The 24298-nt window shown below is 64.6% G+C and carries 21 protein-coding genes and 1 pseudogene; 9 read left to right on the top strand and 13 right to left on the bottom strand.

Annotated elements, in window-relative coordinates; genetic code table 11:
• Positions 1-55 precede the first annotated feature (55 nt).
• Positions 56-913, top strand: coding sequence for a phosphatase PAP2 family protein (locus tag CP556_RS07195; protein WP_098724993.1), 858 nt, complete (start codon positions 56-58; stop codon positions 911-913).
• 19 nt (positions 914-932) lie between these two features.
• On the opposite strand, the gene CP556_RS07190 is transcribed toward CP556_RS07195, so the two are convergent.
• Positions 933-3383, bottom strand: coding sequence for a DEAD/DEAH box helicase (locus CP556_RS07190; protein WP_098724992.1), 2451 nt, complete (start codon positions 3381-3383; stop codon positions 933-935).
• A 131-nt stretch (positions 3384-3514) separates the two neighbouring features.
• On the opposite strand from CP556_RS07190, the gene CP556_RS07185 reads away from it, so the two are divergent.
• A complete protein-coding gene (locus CP556_RS07185) occupies positions 3515-4015 on the top strand; it encodes a TspO/MBR family protein (protein WP_098724991.1) in 501 nt (166 codons plus the stop codon).
• Positions 4016-4070: 55 nt separating this feature from the next.
• On the opposite strand, the gene CP556_RS07180 is transcribed toward CP556_RS07185, so the two are convergent.
• The 4 genes from CP556_RS07180 to CP556_RS07165 form a co-directional block, all read right to left on the bottom strand.
• Positions 4071-5291 carry an MFS transporter gene (locus CP556_RS07180; RefSeq protein WP_098724990.1) on the bottom strand — a complete coding sequence of 407 codons (1221 nt, stop codon included), beginning with the start codon at positions 5289-5291 and terminating at the stop codon, positions 4071-4073.
• 112 nt (positions 5292-5403) lie between these two features.
• Positions 5404-5988, bottom strand: coding sequence for a diacylglycerol/polyprenol kinase family protein (locus CP556_RS07175; RefSeq protein WP_098724989.1), 585 nt, complete (start codon positions 5986-5988; stop codon positions 5404-5406).
• Between the two features lie 219 nt (positions 5989-6207).
• On the bottom strand, positions 6208-7986 hold the full coding sequence (glyS, locus tag CP556_RS07170) for a glycine--tRNA ligase (protein WP_098724988.1): 1779 nt from the start codon (positions 7984-7986) through the stop codon (positions 6208-6210).
• A complete protein-coding gene (locus CP556_RS07165) occupies positions 7979-8833 on the bottom strand; it encodes a CBS domain-containing protein (RefSeq protein ID WP_098724987.1) in 855 nt (284 codons plus the stop codon). The genes glyS and CP556_RS07165 overlap by 8 nt, the downstream gene beginning before the upstream one ends.
• A 134-nt stretch (positions 8834-8967) precedes the next feature.
• Here CP556_RS07165 and CP556_RS25880 point away from each other — a divergent pair, with 134 nt between their 5' ends.
• A complete protein-coding gene (locus CP556_RS25880; RefSeq protein ID WP_176548145.1) occupies positions 8968-9129 on the top strand; it encodes a DUF7556 family protein in 162 nt (53 codons plus the stop codon).
• A 19-nt stretch (positions 9130-9148) separates the two neighbouring features.
• Here CP556_RS25880 and merB read toward each other — a convergent pair whose 3' ends face one another.
• Positions 9149-9802: an organomercurial lyase gene (gene merB / locus CP556_RS07160; protein ID WP_098724986.1), complete on the bottom strand. Its 654-nt coding sequence runs from the start codon at positions 9800-9802 to the stop codon at positions 9149-9151.
• A gap of 76 nt (positions 9803-9878) precedes the next feature.
• On the opposite strand from merB, the gene CP556_RS07155 reads away from it, so the two are divergent.
• Together CP556_RS07155 and CP556_RS07150 are read left to right on the top strand one after the other, a co-directional pair.
• Complete coding sequence (locus CP556_RS07155) at positions 9879-10232, top strand: winged helix-turn-helix transcriptional regulator (protein ID WP_255291421.1); 354 nt, start codon at positions 9879-9881, stop codon at positions 10230-10232.
• A gap of 153 nt (positions 10233-10385) precedes the next feature.
• A complete protein-coding gene (locus tag CP556_RS07150) occupies positions 10386-10892 on the top strand; it encodes a hypothetical protein (RefSeq protein ID WP_098724985.1) in 507 nt (168 codons plus the stop codon).
• A gap of 111 nt (positions 10893-11003) precedes the next feature.
• Here the strand turns inward: CP556_RS07150 and CP556_RS25875 are convergent, their stop codons facing one another.
• From CP556_RS25875 to CP556_RS07125, 6 genes are all read right to left on the bottom strand, one after another.
• On the bottom strand, positions 11004-11159 hold the full coding sequence (locus CP556_RS25875; protein ID WP_176548144.1) for a hypothetical protein: 156 nt from the start codon (positions 11157-11159) through the stop codon (positions 11004-11006).
• A gap of 177 nt (positions 11160-11336) precedes the next feature.
• The gene (locus CP556_RS07145) at positions 11337-12653 is read right to left on the bottom strand and encodes an ABC transporter ATP-binding protein (RefSeq protein WP_098724984.1); all 1317 of its coding nucleotides are present in this window, start codon (positions 12651-12653) and stop codon (positions 11337-11339) included.
• A 10-nt stretch (positions 12654-12663) separates the two neighbouring features.
• Complete coding sequence (locus CP556_RS07140; protein ID WP_098724983.1) at positions 12664-13833, bottom strand: ABC transporter ATP-binding protein; 1170 nt, start codon at positions 13831-13833, stop codon at positions 12664-12666.
• 2 nt (positions 13834-13835) lie between these two features.
• Entirely contained in the window at positions 13836-14870 is a 1035-nt protein-coding gene (locus tag CP556_RS07135; protein ID WP_098724982.1) for an ABC transporter permease, read from the bottom strand.
• Positions 14871-14872: 2 nt separating this feature from the next.
• Positions 14873-15874 (bottom strand): ABC transporter permease, encoded by a 1002-nt coding sequence (locus CP556_RS07130; RefSeq protein WP_098724981.1) that lies wholly within the window; start codon positions 15872-15874, stop codon positions 14873-14875.
• 102 nt (positions 15875-15976) lie between these two features.
• Positions 15977-17560 (bottom strand): ABC transporter substrate-binding protein, encoded by a 1584-nt coding sequence (locus tag CP556_RS07125; RefSeq protein ID WP_098724980.1) that lies wholly within the window; start codon positions 17558-17560, stop codon positions 15977-15979.
• 304 nt (positions 17561-17864) lie between these two features.
• Between CP556_RS07125 and CP556_RS07120 the strand changes: the two genes are divergently transcribed.
• The gene (locus CP556_RS07120) at positions 17865-18284 is read left to right on the top strand and encodes a PPC domain-containing DNA-binding protein (protein WP_098724979.1); all 420 of its coding nucleotides are present in this window, start codon (positions 17865-17867) and stop codon (positions 18282-18284) included.
• Position 18285: 1 nt separating this feature from the next.
• On the top strand, positions 18286-21960 hold the full coding sequence (locus tag CP556_RS07115; protein ID WP_098724978.1) for a DNA polymerase II large subunit: 3675 nt from the start codon (positions 18286-18288) through the stop codon (positions 21958-21960).
• Between the two features lie 303 nt (positions 21961-22263).
• Here CP556_RS07115 and CP556_RS07110 read toward each other — a convergent pair whose 3' ends face one another.
• Entirely contained in the window at positions 22264-23175 is a 912-nt protein-coding gene (locus CP556_RS07110) for an alpha/beta fold hydrolase (protein ID WP_098724977.1), read from the bottom strand.
• A 398-nt stretch (positions 23176-23573) separates the two neighbouring features.
• Between CP556_RS07110 and CP556_RS07105 the strand changes: the two genes are divergently transcribed.
• Complete coding sequence (locus CP556_RS07105; protein ID WP_098724976.1) at positions 23574-23912, top strand: DUF7130 family rubredoxin-like protein; 339 nt, start codon at positions 23574-23576, stop codon at positions 23910-23912.
• 72 nt (positions 23913-23984) lie between these two features.
• A pseudogene (locus CP556_RS26590) lies at positions 23985-24256 on the top strand (DUF7130 family rubredoxin-like protein).
• Positions 24257-24298 lie beyond the last annotated feature (42 nt).

The raw sequence follows: 24298 nt of genomic DNA, 5'->3' as shown, positions 1-24298 counted from the left end.
ACCGTCCCACAGACCGAAGTCACCCGTCGAACCACGAACTTGGGAGAAACTAACGATGGCACTTGGATTCGTCGTCATGCTCACGGTACTCGTCGTTTGCATCGGACTCATAGGAACCTGTGCGACCTGCCTCGATCGGACCGCTATCAGCCGGACGGCGGCTGAACTCGATCACCGATTCCTCGAGACCGCGCCGTATCTCGGCGCGGCGGCCCTGTTCTTCCTGGCAAAGCGGGCAACGACCGGCCATAGTGAACGGATCTCGCACGCGCTCGACTGGGACATCACCGCGGAGATATACGCCGTCGAAGGGGAGTTCGTGGCGGTTCTCCAGGACATCGTCCCCAAGGCCACGCTGGAGTTCTTCTCGGCGATGTACATGTTCGGGTTCCCGTTCCTGCTGGTAACCGCGCCGATCCTCTACTTCCTGTTGCCGTCCCAGCGCCACCTCAAGGAACTCCTCATCGCGTACCTGTTGAATTACCTGATCGGGACGATCTTCTACACGCTGTTCATCGCATACGGGCCGCGGAACCACCTGTCGTCCGTCTCCGGGCTGATGTACGACTTCTATCCGGAGACCCAGACGGTGACGTCGGCAGTGTCGTCGAACACGAACGTCTTCCCGTCACTGCACACGTCGCTGGCAGTTGTCGTCTTGGTGTTCGCCTGGCGGTCGCGCAGCGAATACCCGCGGTGGTTTCCGATCGCGTCGTTCGTGACCGCGTGCGTCGTCTTCTCGACGATGTACCTCGGGATCCACTGGGCGATCGACGTCCTCGCGGGCATCGTCCTCGGCGTCGGAGCCGTCTGGATCGCCGACTGGATCGTCACCCGCGCGGAGGGGAGACCGGGCCCCGCTCCCATCGGCGACGAGAGCGAGGACGGGATCACCTCCGAAGCAAGCGACTGAGCCGCGGGCCGAGTCGGACTCAGCCAGTGTAGTCGCTGCCGATAACCTCCCGAATCCGCTCGGCGGTTACCCGCCCGACGCCGTCGGCCGCCTGTAACTCGTCTTCCGTCGCGATCATCACACCTTCGACCGTGCCGAACTCCTCGAGCAGCGACCGTGCAGTGACGGGACCGATCTCGGCGATCGAGGCGACGACGTACTCCTGTTGCTCGCTCAGGGTCTTGGTCCCCTTCTCGCCGTGGACCGACACCTCCCGGTCGGCGGTCGACTGTTCCCGGCCGGCGATCACTGCCAGCAGTTCGGTCGTGTCGTCTTCGCTTTCGGTCCGCAACACGCTCGCACCGAAGTCGACGGCGAGACTCGAGAGCGCCCCCCTGATCGCGTTCGGGTGGACGTCCCGCTGTTCGTACAGCCCCTCGCCCTCGACGACGACGATCGGCCGCGAGTAGTGGCGAGCCATCGCGCCGACCTGCTCGAAGACGGATCTGTCACCCCCGACCAGGGAGTCGACGAAATCAGCGACGGACTTGCGCTCGACGACGACGCGATCCGACAGGACGTAGTCGCCGACGGAAAGCGTCTCGAGGCTGATCTCGTACTCCTCGCGTCGCGAGAGATCGCGGGCGATGTTCGCGTCCATCTCGCGCTGGTCGGCGACGACCGCGACCGTCTCGCCCTCGGCGTGCGGTTCGTGGGTTTCGACCTCGCCCTCGGAGTCGTCTCCGTCATCGTCATCGCTACTCGCTTCCGAGTTCTCGGGCCCGAACTCCTGCAATCCGGGCTGTCCCGCAACCCCCTCGCTTCCGCTGGAAGACCCACCGACTGCGTCGGGGTCAGCGACGCATTCGTCCACTTTCGCTTCGCTCTCGCCGGACGCCTCGAAATCGGCCAGCGATTGCTGGGAGTCGTCGAGTTCGTCCGCGAGGTCGTCGGCCATCCCCTTGAGGTCGCGGAGTTCGGACTCCATCTCCTTCTCGCGGCGCCGGGAGATCCAGAAGTAGGCCTCGTCGCGGGTGTCCTCGGCCATGAGGACGACGACGCGGCCCTCGGACTGGCGACCGGTCCGCCCCTTCCGCTGAATCGACCGGATCGCGGTCGGGACGGGTTCGTAGAAGAGCACGAGGTCGACCTCCGGGACGTCCAGCCCCTCCTCGGCGACCGAGGTGGAGACGAGTACCTCGAACTCGCCCGCCCGGAACTCGTCCAGTACTTCCTGTTGTTGTTTCTGGGTCATCCCGTCGGAGCCCTCGCGATCGCCCTGTCCGACGAACCGCTTCGCGTCGAAGCTCTCGCACAGGAACTCGGTGAGCGCCTCCGCCGTGTCGCGGGACTCGGTGAAGACGATCACCCGCTCGCCGCCCTCGAGCCCCAGCGTCTCGGCGAGCAGCATGCGAGTCTTGCTGTACTTGGGGTGGATCTCGTCGAAGCTCTCGGCCTTGCGCATGGCCTCGCGTACACGCGGGTCCGAGACCATTCGCTGGCTCGCCTTCGACGCGCCGGACGACCGCGCCTGATTGCGCTGGCGATCGAAATACCGACAGAGGGCCTCGACGCTCTGGGTCTCCACGAGGGTGACGGCCTGCCGGAGCTTCATCACTTCCGCATGAACCGACATCCCCTCGAACCCCTCCGACTGGTCGTTGTTGATCAGTTCCTGTAACTCCGCTCGCATCCGATTCAGGTCCTTCTGGGACTGGTCGGGCTGGGTCGAACTCGCGACGCCCAGTTCCTTGAGCTTCTCGAGACGTTCTTTGATGACCTCGTTCAGGGCGTCCCGGATCTCGAGGACTTCCTCGGGGAGGTCGATGCGCTCCCACTCGACTTCGGTGTCGTGGGTGAACTCCTCGACGTCGGCGTCCTCCTCGGTCATTACCTCGACTTCATCCAACCCGAGGTTCTCACAGACCTCGAGGATGGCCTCCTCGTCGCCGCCGGGCGAAGCAGACATTCCGGTAACAAGCGGTCGCTTCGCGTCGGCGTGGTAGCGCTCGGCGATGTAGTTGTAGGCGTAGTCGCCGGTCGCGCGGTGGCACTCGTCGAAGGTGATGTGGGTCACGTCCGCGAGCGAAACTCGACTCCCGACGAGGTCGTTCTCGATCACCTGCGGGGTCGCCATGACGACCGTCGCCGACTCCCACATCTCGGCGCGGTCGTCCGGACTCACGTCGCCGGTGAAGACGACGATTTCCTCATCCGGTATCTGCAGCGCTTCCCGGTAAAAATCCGCGTGCTGCTGGACGAGTGGTTTCGTCGGCGCGAGCATCAGCGACTTGCCGCCGACCTCCTCGAGTCGCCGTGCCGTCACGAGCAAGCTGACCGTCGTCTTCCCGAGTCCCGTCGGGAGACAGACGAGCGTGTGGTAGTTTGCGGCCGTGCCCGCGAGTTTCAGCTGATAGAGTCGGCGCTCGAGGAACTCGGGCTCGAGCAGCGGATGCTCGATAGACGCGATCTCCTCGTCCGTCGTTGCCATTACCGGCCGTTCATCGCCGCCGCGAATAAGGGTTCCCGTACCGGGGTGAAAGTGGTCCCGCGAGTGCACCGGCAGTGTCACCGGGCCGCGGCGGGTCGGCGGTATAAACCTGCAGGTGACATAGAGCGCGTATGGTGACCCGATCGATATCCCAGCGCCTTCCGGACGGGAAGTCGATTCTGACCGCCGTCGCCTTCGTCCTGCTGATCAATCTCGTCGGCGGGCTACCGGGCGTGTTCTCCTCGCCCGAAACGGCCTGGTTTCGAAGCCTCGAGAAACCCTGGTTCTACCCGCCTGGAATCGCGTTTCCGGTCGTCTGGACGCTGCTGTTTACCCTGCTCGGCGTTGCGCTGTGGCTGGTCTGGCGCAGCGACGCCGCCGGTCGGCGACTCGCACTCGGGCTGTTCGCCGTGCAAATGCTGTTCAACGTGGTCTGGACGCCCGCGTTTTTCACGCTCGAGGCACCGCTGGTCGCGCTGGGAATCATCGTCACGCTCTGGGTGCTCGTCGCCGGGACGATCCTCGCGTTTCGGCGGGTCGACCGCCGCGCTGCGGCCCTGCTCGTGCCGTATCTCGCGTGGGTAACATTCGCGGCCGCGCTCAATTTCGAACTCTGGCGGCTGAACGCGTGAGGACGTGAGAACGATGTGACTCCGGCCTCGAGTCTCAGAAGGCCGACGCGAGGGATCACTGCTCTGACAGCTCGGGCAGCCACTGGGTCAACACCACCGCGACGGCGACGAACCCGGCAAGTATCAGGTATGCCTCGTCGAAGAATCCCCGGTCGGCGAGCGCGCCGAACAGGACCGGACTGATCGCGCCGATGGTCATGTAGACGGTCCGCAGGAAGCCCAGTCCCGTCCCCTTCATGTCCGCCGGGAACGCCGAGGTCATGTACGGCAGGGTGATCGTCCCGTATCCGAGGATGCTCGAGAGGAAGACCGTGCCGACGACGATCGGCCAGAACCCCTCGAGGAACGGCAACGCGACCAGCGAGACCACGACGACGCCCAGTACGGGCGGGAGCGATTTCCGGATCCCGAATCGGTCGTACAGCTGGCCCGTCAGCGGCTGGACGAGGATCCCCATCGCGAAGAACGCGCTGAAGAGCCCGGTGGCGACGCCCTGGGAAAAGCCCTTGATCTGGATCAGATAGGTCGGATAGAAGCCCGTAAAGGCCTGCCAGACGCAGTAGGTCAGGATCTGGATCGCGGTCACGGTAACGATCTCGGGTCGGCGCAGCTCCGAGAGGACGTACCGGACCGTCTCGAGGGAGACGCTGTCGACGGCGCTGGTCGCGCCGGAGGTGCGTGCGGGAACGACGACCCAGAGGCCGACCGCCACGAGTGCGAAGGCGGGGACGGCGAGGCCGAAGCCGTACTGCCAGGCGAACGCCGAAGCGATTCCGCCGGCCGCGAGCGGCAAGAGCGTGTTTCCGACCTGTCCCGCCGCCATCGTCACGCCGATCGCGGTGCCGTCGTTGTCGGGGTAGACGTCCGAGAGCGTCGTGAAACGGGCGACGCCGTACAGCGCCGTTCCGAAGCCAAACGCCCCGGTCGCGAGGTATACCACCGGCGCGGAGCCGGCGACGGCGACGAGTCCGAGCGTCACTGCCGAGATCAGGGTACTCGCGACGAGGATGTTTCCCTCACCGAACCGGTCGGCGAGCAGACCGCCCGGGAGCTGCCCCAGCGCGTAACAGAGCCAGAGCGCGGTCAACAGGAGCCCGGCCGTGGTCAGGTCGAGTCCGTACGATTCTCGAAGATAGGGCAACAGAACGGGGTAGGCCAGACGGACGCCGATCGAGAGGAACCAGCCGGCGGCGACGGCGACCAGAATATCGCCGCGACTGTCCGTCAGGAAGGACCGCACGATCGACAGTCGATTCGTCGTTTCCGGGGGAGACACGTATTGATTCACCCTTTCGTCGGTGACGGTCTTGAGCGACCCAGAACGGTACGACCTTGCCGATATCGGAACCGGTCACTGCCGCCGTCGTCGCCGTCGGCAGCTCGCGCGGTCACAACGGCACGAACTCGAGGGCCACCCACGCCAGACAGGCCGCGTAGATCGGTATCGTCAGGTTGTCGTCGATGATGTAGGTGCGGATCTCGAGGGTGACGCCGTCGGCGAGGGTCGCGCCCAGGGCGGCGACCAGCGCCACGCCGATCGGGAGGAACGGGATCGCGATAACCGTCGAGACGAGGAACATCGTGATGAGTACCTTCGGCGGCTTGACCCGCTGGAGGGTGTTGTCCGAGACGGCTCCGCTGATCGGATCGCCGAGCGAGAGCATCAACATCGCGGGGAGGGCGATATCCTGCTGGAAGATCACGACGACGATAGCCATGCTGATCATGTACAGGGCGTAGCCGGCGGGATTGTCCTGCTCGTACTCGCGAGTCAGCACGTCGTAGAGTCGCCAGTCGAGTCCGATCCGAAGCCGCAGGAACTCGAGGACGAGCGCGCCGGTCGCGATGGCGACCATGAGAACCTTGAATCGGGGCCACGTGAGCCCGGCCTCGAGATAGTCGGCGAGCAAGTAGAGGGCGACCAACCCGGAGCCACTGGCGTGGACGAGTCGCCGCTTCAGTTCGTCAGCCATCACTTCGTGCCTCGGGGGAGGTGACCTTCAGTCCGTCGATCAATTCCAACCTTTTACCCTGCGCTCCCTTCGGTCGCTCGGTAAAAGGTTGATCAAAAGCCTCCTCCTTCCCCTCCGTTCGCTTCGCTCACTCCGGATCAGTCGTCGGCCCGCTCGCTCACCCTTCGGGTTCGCTCGCGGGTGCAGTGGGAATTACGTATTGCCAGCCTTGACGACTCCCTACAACTCCTCGAACGCGAGGTCGCCGGCACGAATCGCCGACAGCGTCTCGGGCAGCTCGTCGATCGGGAGCCGCTTCTGGTCGGTCGAGTCGCGTTCGCGGACCGTGACACCGCCGTCTTCCTGCTCAATACTCTCGTAGTCGACCGTCACGCAAAACGGCGTCCCGACCTCGTCCTGCCGGCGGTAGCGCCGACCGATGTTCCCCGAGTCGTCGTAGGTGACCGACAGCCCCGCCTCGCGCAGGGCCGCGGCGATCGCTTCGGCTTCGGCCTCGAGTTCGTCGTCGCTCTGGAGCGGGAAGACGCCGACGAACGTGGGTGCGACTTCCGGCTCGAGCTCGAGGAAGGTGCGCTCCTCGTCGGCGACCTCGTCCTCGCGATAGGCGTGGTGGAGGACGGTGTAGACGGTCCGGTCGACCCCGAAGGAGGGTTCGACGACGTGGGGGGTGACGTGCTCGCCCGCTTCCGTCTGCTCCTCGACCGCGAAGCCGGTCTTCGCGACGGGAATCTCGCGGGTCTCGCCCTCGAGATCGATCTCAACGTGATCCGCCTCGAATGCTGAACGATCGCGAGCCGCCAGGTCCTCGAGCTTCTGGACCACGGCCTGTGCGTCACCGCCGAACTCGGGACCGAGGTAGCTCATGTCGGGATCGACCGTGGCGCGCTCGACAGTCTTCGGTTCGTCGTACTGCCGGAAGATTGTGAATCGGTCGCCGGAGTGTTCGGCGTGCTTCGAGAGGTCGTAGTTGCCCCGGTGGGCGAAGCCGGCCATCTCGATCCAGTTGCCGTCGATTTCGCTCTCGGCGTCCCAGCAGTCGCTGGCGTAGTGGGCCCGCTCGCCCGCGAGGTGCTGGCGGAACCGGAATCGGTCCATGTCGACGCCGATCGATTCGTACCACGGCTTCGCGACGCCGAGGAAGTACGCGACCCACTGGTCGGTGATGATGCCTTCCTCGACCGCCTCGCCGATCGTCGTCTCGAACGCCTCGCCGTCCTCATCGTTCTGCTCGCTGGCCGGGTAGAGCGTGACCTCGACGGCTTCGACGCTCGAGAGGTCCGGTTCGTCGGCCTCGGGGTCGATGAAGTACTCGAGTTCGGCCTGCGTGAACTCCCGCGTGCGGATGATCGAGCGGCGAGGGCTGATCTCGTTGCGATAGGCACGGCCGATCTGGGTCACGCCGAAGGGAAGCTGGTTGCGCGCGTACTCCTTGAGCCGCGGGAACTCGACGAAGATCCCTTGCGCCGTCTCGGGGCGCAGATAGCCTGGATCGGAGTCGCCGGGACCGATGTTCGTCGCGAACATCAGATTGAACGAGTCGACGGCCTGACCGGCCAGCCCCGCACCGCAGTTCGGGCAGACGAGTTCGTACTCGGCGATGACGTCCTCGACTTCGGGGATGGGGAGGCTCTCGGCGTCCTCGTACTCCGTCTCGTCCTCGACGACGTGATCCGCGCGGTGGCTCTCGCCGCACTCGGGACATTCGACGAGCATGTCGTCGAAGCCGTCCAGATGGCCCGAGGCCTCGAAGACGGGTTCGGGCATGATCGTCGGCGCGTCGATCTCCATGTTGCCTTCCGCGAGCGCGAAGCGGTCGCGCCAGGCGTCCTCGACGTTGCCCTTCAGCGCCGCGCCCTGCGGGCCGAAGGTGTAGAAGCCGCCGACGCCGCCGTACGCGCCGGAGGACTGGAAGAAGTAGCCCCGCCGTTTGGCCAGTTCGACCAGTTTCTCGCTCGTCGGTTCCTCGGCGCTTTCCTCGGCGCTTTCGTTGTCACTCATACAGCGCCTCCAGAAGATCGACGTCGCAGACGATGCCGGCGAGGTCCTCGCCCGAGACCATCGGAATCTGTTCGATATCGTTGCTGATCATCCGCTGTGCAGCCTCCTGAATCGTCGTCTGGCTCGAGACCGTCACGATGTCGTCGCTCATGAACCCTCGGACCGGCCCCGTCGGAATCTCGATATCCCGCGTGGGGAGATAGCGGCTGCCGACGGCCTTGATCCCCTCCCAGGACCAGTCGTCGTCCTGATCGCCGAAGTTGTCGCCCGTCTCTTCCTCGCCCTCGACGATACGGGCGACGTCGATGATGTCGACTTCCGTGAGGACGCCGTTCATCCGGCCCTCGTCGTCCAGTGCGATCGTGTAGGGGACGTTCGCGTACGAGAGTTCCCGCTCGGCGACGGGGAGGGGCGCGCCCTCGTAGGTCGTGTTTACGTTCTCGCTGGCGTGGGACTCGACGGTGCCGTCGGTCGCCTGATCGCCCGTTGCGATCGCGTGAATGACGTCCGTCACCGTGACGATCCCCTCGAACTGCCCATCGACGACTGGGACGCGGCGCGCGCCCGCCTCGACCATCGTTCGCGCGACGTCCGCAAGGCCCGTCTCGGCGGTCGTCGTCGGCACGTCCTCGTTCATCAAGATGACCAGCTGGTCCTCGTCGGGCTGGTCGATGAGTGTCTCCCGGGAGATCAACCCCCGGTACTTGAGCCCGTCGTCGGTCTCTTCGACGACCGGCACGGACGAGAACGATCGTTCTTGCAGGTACTCGAGCACGTCAGTTCGGGTACCCGGCAGGTCGACGGTTACCACGTCCTCGCGGGGCGTCATCGCGTCGGCTACGTTCATATCTCCACGGTACGGCGAAAATGAGTATAAACCCAGTGTTTCAGAGGCCGGGAACCCGTCCGATTTCCGATCGGTATCGAGAACGGACAGTTCGATCCGATGAGTTTATATGTCAGTGGTTGTCACTCACTAACATGGCGACGAACCCCCACGCCATGACGTCCGACGACACCATCGTCGGTTCGATCGATTCGACGGCCGCGAGCGACGAGTACGTTATCGCGGATATCTCCGCGGACGGTGCCTGGCTTTCCATGCAGGCGGACGACGCACCGACGCTGCCGGCCTGGCGATAACTGGGGTGGGAAAATGGGATCAGTCGTCGACGAGACCGGTCGCGACTCCCGTCGCGGCCGATACCGGCATACCGACGGTTGCGACCGGCGTCTTCGCTGCCCACTGTTCGTACGCGCTCCGAGTCGGAAACGCAACGACTGCTGGACAAATCGAAGCGTAGGCGTTCTCGAGCGTCGGTTCGGCGTTCGTCGCCGCCGAGCCGTCGGTCGCGACGCCGAAGGAGACGACCGCCGTTGACGGCGTCGCCGTCACGTCGCCGTCGCCGGTCGCTCGAGCCTCGACGACCGACCCGTCCGGGCTCTCGGTGCGAATCTCGACCGGTTCGGACGTCAGTTCTGCGAGTGCGACCGCGTCGTAGAAACACTGGAAGTCGTAGCGGATGCCGTCCAGTTCGCCCCAGTGACCCGTCTCCGCGTCGGCGTGACAGAGGTCGTCGATTTCGATCGAGCCGCCGCCGGTTCGCTCTCGGAGCTCGGTGACCCACTCCGTGAGGGTGGTGATCGACGCGTCCCCGAAGAACCGCTCCATCGCCGTCTGAACGTCGCCGGGGAGGGGTGTCTCCATCACGGCCGTCTCGCCGAGCCAGCGATCGACCGACGGCCGGGTCTCGCTCTGCGTCTCCATCGATCGGCTATCGACCGTTCCGCAACACGCGCATGCTTTCTCCGTCATACACCGATACTTCGATCTGCGAAGTACTTGTACTGTCGAGTCCGAAGTAACGGAGTAGCTGCGGTGATCGAAAGCTATGGCCGAGACCGCTGACGACCGACTTGAACCGCCCGATTCGACCTGTGATGTCGACTGCTACTGCCGACTCGACGGGCTGATGGAACTGCTCAGCCGCCGGTACGCGATGCAGCTGATCTGCGTCGTCGGTGCGATCGGGCCGGCGCGATACGGCGAGATCGAGGACGCGTTCGACGACGTGAGCAGTTCGACGCTCTCGACCCGACTCGACGAGCTGGTCGATGCAGACTACCTCGACCGAGAGCAGTATGCCGAGATTCCGCCGCGCGTCGAATACGACCTCACCGACGACGGCGACGAACTCTGCCGGCGACTCCAGCCGCTCCTCGAGTGGGCCGCCGACAGGGACTGATACCCCCGCTATAGTAGCCACTGAAGTCACTGCACACCTGATCGCACGCTGCGTTGCGATCAGTCTGTAAATCGTTTCAGTGGCTACTATAGTATCCCGCGCTGCCGGTCGCACACCGGTAACAGTTTCACCTCCCGTGCCATACGTTCGCACATGTCGCTCGAGCAGGTATTCGCGCAGCTTCCGGCCCCCGATTCGCACACGTTTCCCGACTACTCGCTCCCGCGCGGCGAGCCGGTCATGCCGATCGCGGTTACCCGGGAGGAACTCTCACGAACACTCGCGCTGTACGAAACCTTCCAGAGCGTCGATCCGACCGGCTGGGACTCGAACTCGGTTCTCGAAGCGGCGACGACGTACATGCAACGAACGTTTGGACTGCCGCAGTATCGCCCGGACGAGCAGTTGCAGGACGATATCGCGGCGATGCTCAACGACTTTTCGGACGATCTGGGCGGTCGATCGCTGGGTGTCGTCGACGCGACGCCCGATCATCACCGGACGCTGTACTTCTTCCTCGTCAGCTGTCGCGGCTATTACGCCGCTCCACACGTTCGATTCGACCCCGACGAGACGGCGGTCGAGACGCTCTATGAACTCTACCGGCGGGTGACAGAACAGGATCTCTATGTCGAGCATCCGTCGTCGGTGTTCGACTGAGCCGGGTGATCGCCCGCAACGTCGCCGGTTTCGAAAGAAACTCCCGATCGTTTCGGTGCCGGGTCCGCGCACCGGTATCCATAGCGAGAGATCACTACTGGGTTATCGGGACTACCCCGTCAGGAACCCGCCCGGCGAAACCTGCGTCTCGGGACGGCCGTTCTCGCTCGTCTGGACGCCCGAGAACGAGGGCGAGTGTTCGATCGTTCGCTGTACCTTCGCGCCGGCTTTCGTGTGCGTTGCCAGAATGGCGAGTATATTACTCATACACGAGTAAATAATGCTGGCAACCCTTTAAACATTATTGCGATGATCGACCGTGTTGGATAATTGGTGATCGAGAGATTAGTGAACGTCCCTCACAGTTGCGTCGCGTCTCGAGACTCGCCCACGAACAACCGATAGAACCGTTCGGAGGGACGAATCTCGAGCGGGTCCCGCCCGTCACCGATGTAGGTGACAGGCCGCCAGATGCTCCCCGTCGCCGTACTCGGCCTCGAGTTCGTACGCCGGGCGCTCGCGGGCGCAGACGCTCCGCTCGGCGAAGGACTCGAGCAGCAGCTCCGTCGCCGCCTCCCAGCGGTCCGTTTCATCGTCGTCCCCGTCACCTATCCCGCGATCGGCCGCGACGAGGTCGATTGCCTCTTCGACGATCGATCCCGCCTCGCCTCGCGGCAGGTTGCCGTCGAAGAACTCGGTCCGTATCTCGGCGGCGGGCATCGGTTCGAACGTTCGTCGCTTGACCGCCCGCATGAACGCTCGCGTCCGTTCCCACTCCCCGTCGGCCCAGTCGTACTCGTCGGGCGCGATCAGGCGCGGACAGCGCGTGCGGAACCGGCAGCCTGAGGGCGGATCGACCGGACTCGGCACCTCGCCCTCGAGCACGCCGCGCGCACCGTTTTCCCGCGGGTCGGGGACGGGAATCGACTCGAGCAACGCGCGGGTGTAGGGATGCTGGGGGTTCTCGAACAGTTCTTCTTTCTCCGCTAACTCGACGATGTGTCCGAGATACATCACCGCCACCCGGTCGGAGATGTGACGGATCACCGAGAGATCGTGGGCGATGAAGAGGTAGGTAAGGCCGAACTCCTCCTGGAGTTCTTCCATCGTGTTCAACACTTGCGCCTGGATCGAAACGTCCAGCGACGAGACGGGTTCGTCGCAGACGACGAAATCGGGATCGACCGACAGCGCTCGCGCGAGGTTGATGCGCTGGCGCTGCCCGCCGGAGAACGCGTGGGGAAACCGGTTGTAGTGGCGCGGATCGAGCCCCACCTTCTCGAGGAGGTCCTTCGCCCGCGCTTCTCGCCCCTCGTCGTCCAACATGTCGTGGGCCCCCATCGGTTCCTCGATGATCTGGCCGACCTTCATCCGCGGATCGAGCGAGGACTGGGGATCCTGGAAGATCATCTGCATATCCGAACGCGTCCGCCGGAGGTCCTCGCCGCCGAGATCGGCCAGATTCTCCCCCTTGAAGTAGATGTCTCCCTCCGTGGGCTCGAGCAGGCGCAGGACCGTCCGCCCGAGCGTGCTCTTGCCGCAGCCGGACTCACCGACGAGCCCGAGCGTCTCGCCGGGCTGGATCTCGAGGGAGACGTCGTCGACCGCCTCGACGGTCTCCCGGTCGACGCTGATCGGCGGAAACTGGCTCGGATCGAACTGCACGCCCGCGAGCAGCCCCGACTCCTGTGCGAAGTACTTCGAGACGCCCTCGAGCTCGAGCAGCGTCTCCTCTCCTTCGTAGCCGCTCTCCTCGTCCATTCGAATGCCGCTACTCACGGCCCTCACCTCCGCTCTCGTCGCTGGCCGGATTCGGTGCGATCGATTCCGGCTCGTCTACGTCTCCGGCCGCCGCCCGATCGGTCCCCGCCGCCCCCTCGAGCGGCGGGCTCTCGTCGTAGCCGACGTCGAAGGCGTCGTGTTTCACGCAGGCCGCTCGATGCGGTTCGCCGTCGGCGTCGGCGACTCGCTTCGCGTCGGGATGGACCCGCTCGCACACCGCCCGCGCGTCGGGACAGCGCGGATGGAACCGACAGCCCGACGGCGGGTCGATCGCTTCGGGCATGACTCCCTCGATCGCCTCGAGCTCCGTGACGGTTCGATCGGGTCGGGGGATCGAGTTCAGCAGGGCGTTCGTGTAGGGGTGTTTCGTGTCGTAGAACAGCTCGTCGACCGGCGCTTGCTCGACGATCTCGCCGAGGTACATGACGTTCACTCGATCGCAGATCTCGGCGACGACGCCGAGGTCGTGGGTGACCCAGAGGAAGCTCGTCCCGTACTTCGCCTGGAGCTCGTCGACGAGGTCGATGATCTGTCCCTCGACGGTGACATCTAGGGCCGTCGTCGGCTCGTCGGCGATGATGAGGCTGGGTTCGCAGGCCAGCGCCATCGCGATCAGCACGCGCTGGCGCATCCCCCCGGAGAACTGGTGGGGGTACTCCTCGTAGCGCTCTTCGGGGTCGGGGATGCCGACCTCCCGAAGCATGTCGATTGCCACCGTTTTCGCCTCGCTTTCGGAGAGCCCGCGGTTGAGTTCGATGAACTCCCGCAGTTGGCCGCCGACGGTGAAGACGGGATTGAGCGACTCCATCGGATCCTGAAAGATCACCGCGATCTCGTTACCCCGGATCCGGGTCCGGATCTCCTCGTTCGAGAGCATCTCGTCGCGCTCCCGTCGTTCGCCGTCGGGCCCCTCTTCGAAGCCGACGATGGTCTCGCCCTTGTAGGTTATTTCGCCGCCGACGATCTCTCCGGGGCTCTCGACGAGCCGGAGCAGGCTCATCGAGGCGACCGATTTGCCGGCGCCGCTCTCGCCGACGAGGCCGACGATCTCGCCCTCGCGGATCTCGAAGGAGATGCCGTCGACGGCGCGTACTGTACCGGTTTCCGTGAAGAACTGCGTCTCGAGATTCTCGACGCGAAGGAGTGGTTCCGAGTTCATTGTTAGTCTTCGATTCTGGGGTCGAGGGCGTCCTGCAGGCCGTCACCGAACAAGTTGAAGCCCATGATGGTGATCATGATCGCGATGCCGGGCCAGATCGAGAGCCAGACGTTCGAGTGCATGTAGCCGTGCGAGATGTTGAGCATCTGCCCCCAGTCAGGGGTCGGCGGCTGTGCGCCGTACCCCAGAAAGGAGAGGCCGGCGACGATGAGTATCGTCACGCCGATCTGGAGCGTCGCGTACACTAACACCGGCGCGAAGCTGTTCGGGACGACGTGTCGCATGATGATGTTGCGATCCTTCACGCCGGCCGCTCGAGCCGCTTCGATGTAGTCCATCTCGCGGATGCTCAGGACGCGGCTGCGGATGATGCGGGCGAAGACGGGAATGAACGCGATTCCGACGCCGAGGACGGCGTACCAGATGTTCGCACCGCCGACGAAGACGGTGAAGACGATGATGAGGATCAGCGGCGGGATCGCGTACACCGTCTCGACCAGTCGCATCAGAACGTCGTCAACCCGGCCGCCGTAGTAGCCGGCGACGGCACCGATGATCGTCCCGCCAGTCAGTCCGATGAACGTCGAGACGAGCCCGACGAACACCGACACCTGCGTCCCGTAGACGATTCTGGTGAAGTAGTCCCGGCCGGTGTGGTCGGTCCCCAGCGGGTGCTCGATGGTACCGCCCGCCGGAAGCGGGTTCCACGACTGCTCGGCCAGCGGGAAGTACGGCGGCATGTGCTGTGTCCCCTCGCCCGGCGGCGGGATGTGCGTGGGATGGTCGAAGATGGGCAGCAGCTGTGCGAACGTGTAATTCGACGCGACCCCGAAGGTGAGCCGCGAGAGGTTGCTGTCCACCACGGCGTACACCGCGACGAACAGCACGACCGTCACGATGTACAGTCCCCAGCGGGCCGTCGTGTCCCGTTTGATTCGCGCCACGGTATAGCGCCAGCCGACGCGGGCCTCGACCGACTCCTCGTCTTCCGACGCCGGTTCCCGGCCGCTCTCGTACTGTGATTCACTGACTGCCATGGTTACTCTCTCTCACCGTAGGTAACTCGCGGATCGACGTACGCGTACGAGATGTCGGTGATGATGACGCCGAGCACGAACAGGAAGCCGAGCAGCATCGTAATTCCCATCACGAGCTGGTAGTCGTTCGTCGAGATCGCGTTGATGAACAGTCGTCCCATGCCGTTGATGTTGAACACCGTCTCGACCAGCACCGCGCCGCCGAGTGCCGTCGACAGATTGAGGCCGACGATCGTGATGATCGGGAGCTGGGCGACCTGGAAAGCGTGCTTTCGCAGGATCGTCCGCTCGGGCACGCCGTACGCGCGAGCCAGTTTGACGTACTCGCCCTGCAGTGACTCGATCATCTGCGTGCGCTCGACGCGCATGATCGTCGCCATCTGCAACGTTCCCAGCGCGATCATCGGCAACAGCAGGTGTCTCGCCGACTCGTAGTACAGCTCGAGGTGACCGTCGATACCCGGATAGGCACTGGGCGGTCGCCAGGGGTAGTAGAGCCCGCTCGAGGGGAGCCACCCCAGCTGGACCGCGAAGACGAGGATCAGGACGATCCCGATCCAGAACGAGGGGGTGCTGACGCCGACGAGCGCGGCGATCCGCGAGGCGTGATCGCTGGGCTCGTTGCGTCGGTTGGCGGCCACGATGCCGAGCGGAATCGCCGTCACCAGCGCGAACGCGTACGCCGAGAGGACCAACAGGAGCGTCGGTCCGACTCGTTCCATCATCAGCGCGGCGACCGGTCGCTGGTAGTGGATGCTCTGGCCGAGATCGCCCCGCAGGAGGCCGGCCATGTACGTCACGTACCGTTCGTGGAGCGGTCTGTCGAGCCCGTATCGCCGTTCGATCGTTCTGATCAGTTCCTCGCTGTGTTCCTGCCCCTGTAGCATGAGGCTGACCGGATCGCCCGGGCCGAGATTCGCGAGCAGGAACGTGATGACGGAGATCCCGATCAGGACGGGAATCGCCTGCAAGAGCCTGTGTATGGTGTACTTGAGTAGCTTCATTGGTCCGCGAGTCAGTCCGTTCGCTCGTCGATCTGTCCCGATTCGATGCCTGAACCGGCGGGGATTCGTTCCCCGCCGACCCAGCTATCGCGGTCCGCCGGCTCACTCCATCGACACGTTCGTGTAGTCCGCGACGAGGGTCGGGTTTCTCGTCACCTCCGGGTGGGCCTGAAGGTCCTGAACGTAGTCGCGAGAGGCCATCGTGTTGTCCTGCGTGAACGCGGGCAGCGCGGGAAGCTGTTCGACGATCTCCCGGATGACGGGCTCGTAGAGGTCGTAGCGCTCCTCCTGACCGGCCGAGTTTCGCCCCTCGGCGATCGCGTCGTGGAAGCCGTCGCTTCCCCCGTAGTAGTGGCCCTGATTCGTCCCCGCCTGACTCTCGTGGAAGAGCGGGTAGAGGTAGTAATCGGGGTCGGGGCCGCCGGTCCAGCCCAGCAGGTACATCTGGTAGTCGTCTGCGTTCCCGCTGGTGTACGTGTCGACGAGCGTCGCGAAGTCGAGCACCTGCACGTCGGCCCCGTAACCGATCTCGTCCAGTCGAGTGGCGATTCGCTCGGCGAGTTGGGCCCGGATCCCCTCCGGCGTGATGATCGTCGGCGTGAAGTCGTCGGGCGCGTGCTCGTCGAGCAGCGACTGGGCCTGATCGGGATCGTACGACGGCAACAGCTCCTGATACTCGTCTTCAGGGAACTCCCAGATTTCGTTGACGACCGGCGGAATCGGGCTGTACATCGGGGAGGTTACGTTCGCGCCGTTGGACTCGATGAAGTCCTGCATCGAGAACGAGTGGGCGATGGCCCGTCGCACCTCGGGGGTGGTTGTCGGCCCCTCGTTGCAGTTAAAGGCCATGTACATGAACGTCGGACTCTCCGCCGAGTGCAGATTCACGCCGTCCTCGTTCTCGAGGACATCCCAGTCGTCGTTGGGGATGCCCGCGATGACGTCCGTGTTCGCCGACCGAATGTCGGAGACGCGACCCGCCGGGTCCTCGTGGGCCTCGAAGCGGACCTGCTCGAGGTTCGGCTCGAGGTCGTCCCAGTAGTCGTCCCACCGCTCGATCTCGACGTACTCGTTCTCCTGCAGTTCCGCGAAGGTGAACGGCCCGGAGCCGACCGGATCGCTGTTGAACGCGTCGCGGTCGTCGGTCCGGACGCTCTCGGGCACCACCGTCACGCCCATCGTCGCGAGTTCGAACGGTCCGTAGGGGTCCTCCCCGAGGTCGACCTGCAGCTGGTAGTCGTCGATGACCTCGGTGCTCTCGATCATGTCGTACTCCGAGGCGTTCTCCGTCTCCTCTTCGACCGGGGCGCGAAAGGAGTGGGCGACGTCCGACGCCGTCACGTCGTCGCCGTTGTGGAACTCGGCCGCCTCCTCGATCTCGAAGATGTATCGCGTCCCGTCGCGCTCGACGGTCGGTTCGCCCGTTGCGAGTTTCGGCTGCAACTCGAGGCCCTCGTCGTACTCGTAGAGCCCGTCGAAAACCAGCTGAATCACCTGAAAGCTGTAGGCGTCGTTCGAGACGACAGGATCGAACTGCTCTTCGCGCGATTGTTCTTGCGTGAAGTGGAACTGGTCCCCACCACCGCTGCCACCACCACCGATGCACCCTGCGATCGTTGCCGCGGAGACGGCGGCACCCGAAGCGAGGAGCCGCCGTCGCGTGAGGCCGGTCTGGTCTCGCACCATCTTGCTGAATGGTACCAACCAACCAACCCATTTTAGTATCATCAGTCTAATGCGTCCAAATCGGTTGTTACTGTGAATAATACATACGATACCAGTTCTATAGACTACGATACCTGTACATTATTGCTCTGCAGTGTCCATCACTGCCGATTCTTTCCAGACACATAATCTATATAATTCTCCATTCTATACGGCTCTCCACCACTCGATTGATTTATACTATCCCGCGCCTGTGAGTAACGGCCTCGGGTGTGGCCGGGCGCGACCGGTGCGTTTTTTCTCCCGGCCGTCACAGTAGATGCGTATGAACTATCGCGCCGTCGAGACCACGGACGAGTACGTCGCCCGCCTCGAGACGGGTGCCGACTGGCGGGCCGAGATCGAGTCGCTCGCGGACGCGGTCGAGGCCGACGCCGCCTGGTTTACCGCGCTCGGTGCGGTTCAGGACGCCGAACTCTGGTTTTACGATCAGGACGAGTGCGAGTACTATCCGATCGCGTTCGACGAACCGCTTGAGGTCGCCAGCTGCGTCGGAAACGTCTCCCGGCTGGATACCGAACGCTTCGCGCACACCCACGCTGTCCTCTCGGACGACGAGGGAACCGCGTACGCCGGCCACCTGAACGAGGCGACCGTCTGGGCCGGCGAGGTCCACATGCGCGTCTTCGCAGAGCCCCTCGAGCGCGAGTACGACGACACCACCGAACTCGACCTCTGGCTCTAAGATGCGCACCGAAGACGAACAGTACTTTCAGGGGCTCGAGGACCAGCTCGAGGATGCCATCGATGTCGCCGAGCGAGCCAAGGAACGAGGCGGCGATCCGAAACCCGAAGTCGAGATCCCGGTCGCCAAGGATATGGCCGACCGCGTCGAGAACATCCTCGGGATCGACGGCGTCGCCGAGCGGGTACGCGAACTCGAGGGCCAGATGAGCCGCGAGGAGGCCGCCCTCGAACTCGCAGAGGACTTCGCCGAGGGGCGCGTCGGCGACTACGAGACGAACGCCGGCAAGATCGAGGGGGCGGTCCGCACCGCGGTCGCGCTCCTGACGGAGGGTGTCGTCGCCGCACCCATCGAGGGGATCGACAGGGTCGAGATCCTCACCAACGACGACGGGACGGAGTTCGTCAACGTCTACTACGCCGGTCCGATTCGCTCCGCGGGCGGAACGGCACAGGCCCTCTCGGTGCTCGTCGCCGACTACACGCGCGCACTCGTGGGCATCGAACAGTACGACGCTCGTCAGGAGGAGGTCGAACGCTACGCCGAGGAGCTCGGCCTCTACGACAAGGAGACGGGACTGCAGTACACCCCGAAGGACTCGGAGGCCAAATTCATCGCGAAGAACCTCCCGATCATGTTGGACGGGGAGGCCACCGGCGACGAGGAGGTCTCGGGCTTTCGCGACTTAGAGCGGGTCGACACCAACAGCGCCCGCGGCGGGATGTGTCTCGTCCTCGCCGAGGGGATCGCGCTGAAGGCGCCGAAGATCCAGCGCTACACCCGCAATCTCGAGGAGGTCGACTGGCCGTGGCTGCAGGACCTCATCGACGGCAACTACTACGATGACGACGGTGCGGATGCGGACGCCGCGGACGACGAATCCGGCAGCGAGGACGGCGAGGGCGAAGCGGCGTCGGCCGAAACCGACGCGAACGAACCGGATGACGGCGGCGACGCTCCCGGCGACGACTCCGAGGGCCCGCCGCGCGTCGAGACCTCCGAGAAGTTCCTTCGGGACCTGATCGCCGGCCGGCCCGTCTTCTCTCATCCGTGCGCGAAGGGCGGTTTTCGCCTCCGATACGGCCGGGCGCGCAACCACGGCTTCGCAACCGCCGGCGTCCACCCCGCCGCGATGCACCTCGTCGACGACTTCCTCGCGACGGGCACCCAGATCAAGACCGAACGTCCCGGGAAGGCCGCCGGCGTCGTCCCCGTCGATTCCCTCGAGGGGCCGACGGTCAAACTCGCCAACGGCGACGTTCGGCGGATCGACGACCCCGAGGACGCCCTCGAGATCAGAAACGGCGTCGAGGCGATCCTCGATCTCGGCGAGTATCTGGTCAACTACGGCGAGTTCGTCGAGAACAACCACCCGCTCGCCCCCGCCTCCTACACCTACGAGTGGTGGGTACAGGACCTCGAGGCCGCGGGCGTCGACGTCCAGGCCCTCGAGGACGACCCCCGAATCGACCTCGAGTTCCCCGACGCCGGGGAAGCGCTGGAGTGGGCCGTCGAGTACGACGCGCCGCTCCACCCCGAGTACACCCTCCTCTGGCACGACATCTCGGTCGACGCCTTCCGGACGCTCGCCGCGGCCGTCGCGGACGGACGGATCGAGGGCGACACCGACGGTGCCGTCGATGCCGACAACGGTACGCTCGTCCTCGAGTACACGGAGCCCGTCCGGGAGGCGCTCGAGACGATCGTCATCGAGCACCGCCAGCGGCCGGACGAGGACCGCCTCGAGATCGACGGCTGGCGGCCGTTCGTCCGCACGCTGGGCTGTGAGCCGCGACGGGCGGTCGCCGACGGCTCCGCCCTCGAGTCCGAATCCGGGACCGACGCGCGGGAGCCGACCGTCGACCTCGAGCGAACGTGGTCCGACGACGACCTCTCGGAGCGGGCGCGAACGTGGGGCCACGAGACCGAGGGCGACAACGCCATCGAGGCGGTCAACGAAGTCGCTCCCTTCCGGGTCCGCGAGCGGGCCCCGACCCGGATCGGCAACCGGATGGGTCGGCCGGAGAAATCCGAGAGCCGCGATCTGAGCCCGGCGGTCCACACCCTGTTCCCGATCGGCGAGGCCGGCGGCACGCAGCGCAACGTCGCCGACGCCGCCAAACACGCCGAGACGATGTCGGACACGCCCGGCGTCGTTGACGTCCAGATCGGTCGCCAGCGCTGTGACTCCTGCGGGACGGAGACGTTCAAGAACCGTTGTCCGGACTGCGACGCCCGCACGACGCCGGACTACCGCTGTTACGACTGCGACGTTCAGGTCGACCCCGACGAAGCCGGCCGCGTCGAGTGCCCCCGCTGCGAGCGCCAGGCGACCTGCGTGGACACCCGCGAGATCGACATCCACGAGGAGTACCGCGACGCCCTCGAGTCGGTCGGCGAACGCGAGAACGCCTTCGAGATCCTCAAAGGCGTCAAGGGACTCACCTCCCAGACCAAGGTTCCCGAACCGATCGAGAAGGGGGTCCTGCGCGCGAAACACGATGTCTCCACGTTCAAGGACGGCACCGTCCGCTACGACATGACCGACCTGCCGGTCACCTCCGTCCGCGCGAGCGAACTCGACGTCGACGTCGGCCAGCTGCAGGCGCTGGACTACGAGGAAGACATCCACGGCGAACCGCTCACCCACGAGGACCAACTGGTCGAACTCCGCGTGCAGGACATCGTCCTCTCGAACGGTGCGGCCGAGCACATGTTGCAGACCGCCGACTTCATCGACGACCTGCTCGAGCAGTACTACGGCCTCGAGCCCTACTACGAGTTCGAGGACCGCCAGGACCTCGTGGGGGAACTCGTCTTCGGCATGGCACCCCACACCTCCGCGGCGACTGTCGGGAGAGTGATAGGATTCACGAGCGCTGCCGTCGGATACGCTCATCCGTACTTTCACGCCGCGAAACGAAGAAACTGCGACGGTGACGAAGATTGCGTAATGCTCCTCCTCGACGGCTTACTTAACTTTAGTAAAACGTTTTTGCCGGACCAGCGCGGGGGGAAGATGGACGCGCCCCTCGTCATGTCCTCCCGCATCGATCCCTCCGAGATCGACGACGAGGCCCACAACATGGACGTCGTCAGGCAGTATCCCCGCGATTTCTATCTCGCCACACTCGAGCAGGCCGACCCGGAGGACGTCGACGTCGAGATCGCCGAGGACACCCTCGGTACCGATACCGAGTACACCGGCTTCGACCACACGCACGACACCACCAACATCGCGATGGGCCCCGACCTCTCGGCGTACAAGACGCTGGGCTCGATGATGGACAAGATGGACGCCCAGCTCGAGCTCTCACGCAAGCTCGCGGCCGTCGACGAGACGGACGTCGCCGAGCGGGTCATCGAGTACCACTTCCTGCCGGACCTCATCGGGAACCTCCGGGCGTTCTCTCGGCAGGAAACCCGCTGTCTCGACTGCGGCGAGAAGTTCCGCCGGATGCCCCTAACCGGCGACTGCCGGGAGTGTGGCGGCCGCGTCAACCTCACCGTCCACAAGGGGTCGGTGAACAAGTACATGCAGACGGCCATCCAGGTCGCCGACGAGTACGACTGCCGGCCCTACACGAAACAGCGGTTAGAGGTGCTCGAGAAGGCCCTCGAGAGCGTCTTCGAGAATGATAAGAATAAGCAGAGCGGGATCGAGGATTTCATGTAGCCGACCTTTTGCTCTGCGCTCCCTCACTCCGTTCGGTCGCTCGGCAAAAGGTCGATCAAAAGCACTCCTCCCTCCTCTCCACTCACTTCGTTCGTTCCGAGTCGGTCGTCGGCCCGCTCGCTCACCCCGTCTCACGGCCTTCGGCCGTTCGACTGTTCGCGGCGCGTAGCGCCGCGCACGGCTTCGCTCGCGGTCAATATCGGTGAAACGCCTGCCCTCCCCCGGGTTAGACGGCTCTCGCGTTGCTCGAGCCGTACTCCCGGCCAGTTAGTGAATGACAAGTGAAGAACGAACGAGACGGCCCTAATCGCCGCTGACTCGAGTGACGCCGGGCATCCCCGCCTTGGTGTACTGCGGGGTCGGCACCCGCTGTGGGTCCGGCAGCCAGTTTCGAAGGCGCTCGTTGAACCGATCGGGCCGCTCTCGAGGCGTCCAGTGACCGCAGTCCTCGATCACCTCGAGTTCGGCGTCCGGAATCCGCTCCGCCGCTCGTTCTGACCACTCGAGGGGGACCAACGGGTCGTCCTCGCCGTGGACGAGCAGCGTCGGCACCGACAGCGACTCGAGGTCGTCGACGAAGTTCGTTGCGACGCGGCCGCTGAAGGAGAGTTCGTTGTTCTGGAACTCCGTGAACGCCTGTATCGAGCCCGGCTCCATCAGTTTCTGCCTGACGTCGTCGACGAAGGGCTCGGGTAGTGCGTCGGCGTCCGCGACGAGCGAAGCGAGAACTCTGCGAACGCTTCGCGTACTCGTACTGGCGGCGATTTTCCCGAACTCGGTCATCCCGGGGATCTGCGAGAGGAACTTCCACTGGAGGGCGCTAGAGAGTCGGCCACCGAGCCCGTAGCTGTCGACGAGCGCGAGGCGCTCGACGCGGTCGGGGTTGGCGAGCGCGTAGCCGAGCGCGACGCCGCCGCCCATCGAGATCCCGGCGAGCGAGACGCGCTCGAAGGGGAGCGTCTCGAGGAAGCCCTCGAGGATATCGACGTACGTTTCGACGGTGTGCTCGACGTCCCCGGAACTGTTCCCGTACTCCGGCCAGTCGAGCGCGTAGACGCGGTAGTCGTCCGCGAGGGCGTCGATCGCGTGTCGCCACGAGACGGTCGCGTCGTCGATCCCCGCGCCGTGGCAGAGGACGACGGGCGGGCCGCTCGTCCCCGCGCGCCGGTAGGCGATCCGACAGTCACCGATCGTCGCGACGCCGGTCCCACTCATGTTCGGATCACGGTATCCGTTTCAGGGCCTGCGACCGTATGAGGGACCGGATTGCTCCTGATGGGTGCGTCCGCCGACCGCAGCGGATTCGGAGCGACTGGCCGTCCGGAGCTTCCGTCGTCGAGTAATTCGATAGTGCCCGACGTTTTCCTCGATCCGCCCGACTCGAGGTCATGTGAGACGACGGTAGCGCCACCCTCACGAAAATCAGGTGTGAGACAAATTATCATACTCCGTGTCTCTATTCTCACAGTGTATATTGTTTTCTATTACCGTGGATACGACCCACATGACCTGCTGTGATTTCGGCTCCCCGATATCGTGTGTTTCACTCCCTCGAGCGGCCGCTCGCACAATGCGCGCTGTGACTTTATCGCCGTCGCCGGCAAGCATCGTTTATGGTCGAAACTGGCGAGACACCGACGAAGGAAGGCGACGAGGAGGCCCTCGAGGAGGTACGGGCGCTCAACTTCGGGCAGACGGTCTACGACGGGGACGGCAACGAAATCGGCCGTATTCGGGGCTTCGAACGGAGCGGCTTCTTCGTCACCACTCGCGAGGGTGCCGAGGCGATGAGCGTCGAGCACGCTCGTTCGGGGCAGTCGTTCGGCGAGGCGGAACTCATGTGGCGCTGCATGGAGTGTGGCGAGATGGGGAATATCGAGGGCGGGCTCCCCGACGAGTGTCCGAACTGCGGCACCGAACGCGAGGACCTGATGTACTGGACCGAGGACTGAACCGTCGGGAGCGTCGATCGGACGATCGTCGCTGATCCGGCCCAATTTTATATAGCATATAGGGATTTATTGCTGCCCTCAGCGCAAGTCCATGCACGTAGTTCGCATGAAAACGGAACGAGACGACTGGGATTCGGAACAACGGTCTACACCGAGGACGGGACGGAAATCGGTCGAATTCGCGGGGTCGACGAGAACGGAGTCTCCATCACGCTTCGAGAGGGAATCGAGGGACTGAACGTCGAACACGCTCGATCGGGGCAAACGTTCGGGGACGCCGAGCTCATGTGGCGCTGCATGAGTGTGGCGAATTGGGACGGCTCGACCGCGACGTGCCCGATTAGTGTCCGAACTGCGGGGCCGACCGCGAGGACCTGTACTACTGG

The organism is Natrinema sp. CBA1119 (genome assembly GCF_002572525.1).
GTDB lineage: Archaea > Halobacteriota > Halobacteria > Halobacteriales > Natrialbaceae > Natrinema.
This window is presented reverse-complemented; position numbering and strand designations above follow the sequence as displayed.

Bases quoted from the DNA above. Each gene is read 5' to 3' on its own strand.
- CP556_RS07195 (WP_098724993.1), top strand. From the start codon at position 56: ATGGCACTTGGATTCGTCGTCATGCTCACGGTACTCGTCGTTTGCATC.
- CP556_RS07190 (WP_098724992.1), bottom strand. From the start codon at position 3,383: ATGGCAACGACGGACGAGGAGATCGCGTCTATCGAGCATCCGCTGCTC.
- CP556_RS07185 (WP_098724991.1), top strand. From the start codon at position 3,515: ATGGTGACCCGATCGATATCCCAGCGCCTTCCGGACGGGAAGTCGATT.
- CP556_RS07175 (WP_098724989.1), bottom strand. From the start codon at position 5,988: ATGGCTGACGAACTGAAGCGGCGACTCGTCCACGCCAGTGGCTCCGGG.
- glyS (WP_098724988.1), bottom strand. From the start codon at position 7,986: ATGAGTGACAACGAAAGCGCCGAGGAAAGCGCCGAGGAACCGACGAGC.
- CP556_RS07165 (WP_098724987.1), bottom strand. From the start codon at position 8,833: ATGAACGTAGCCGACGCGATGACGCCCCGCGAGGACGTGGTAACCGTC.
- CP556_RS25880 (WP_176548145.1), top strand. From the start codon at position 8,968: ATGGCGACGAACCCCCACGCCATGACGTCCGACGACACCATCGTCGGT.
- merB (WP_098724986.1), bottom strand. From the start codon at position 9,802: ATGACGGAGAAAGCATGCGCGTGTTGCGGAACGGTCGATAGCCGATCG.
- CP556_RS07155 (WP_255291421.1), top strand. From the start codon at position 9,879: ATGGCCGAGACCGCTGACGACCGACTTGAACCGCCCGATTCGACCTGT.
- CP556_RS07150 (WP_098724985.1), top strand. From the start codon at position 10,386: ATGTCGCTCGAGCAGGTATTCGCGCAGCTTCCGGCCCCCGATTCGCAC.
- CP556_RS25875 (WP_176548144.1), bottom strand. From the start codon at position 11,159: ATGAGTAATATACTCGCCATTCTGGCAACGCACACGAAAGCCGGCGCG.
- CP556_RS07145 (WP_098724984.1), bottom strand. From the start codon at position 12,653: ATGGACGAGGAGAGCGGCTACGAAGGAGAGGAGACGCTGCTCGAGCTC.
- CP556_RS07140 (WP_098724983.1), bottom strand. From the start codon at position 13,833: ATGAACTCGGAACCACTCCTTCGCGTCGAGAATCTCGAGACGCAGTTC.
- CP556_RS07135 (WP_098724982.1), bottom strand. From the start codon at position 14,870: ATGGCAGTCAGTGAATCACAGTACGAGAGCGGCCGGGAACCGGCGTCG.
- CP556_RS07130 (WP_098724981.1), bottom strand. From the start codon at position 15,874: ATGAAGCTACTCAAGTACACCATACACAGGCTCTTGCAGGCGATTCCC.
- CP556_RS07125 (WP_098724980.1), bottom strand. From the start codon at position 17,560: ATGGTGCGAGACCAGACCGGCCTCACGCGACGGCGGCTCCTCGCTTCG.
- CP556_RS07120 (WP_098724979.1), top strand. From the start codon at position 17,865: ATGAACTATCGCGCCGTCGAGACCACGGACGAGTACGTCGCCCGCCTC.
- CP556_RS07115 (WP_098724978.1), top strand. From the start codon at position 18,286: ATGCGCACCGAAGACGAACAGTACTTTCAGGGGCTCGAGGACCAGCTC.
- CP556_RS07110 (WP_098724977.1), bottom strand. From the start codon at position 23,175: ATGAGTGGGACCGGCGTCGCGACGATCGGTGACTGTCGGATCGCCTAC.
- CP556_RS07105 (WP_098724976.1), top strand. From the start codon at position 23,574: ATGGTCGAAACTGGCGAGACACCGACGAAGGAAGGCGACGAGGAGGCC.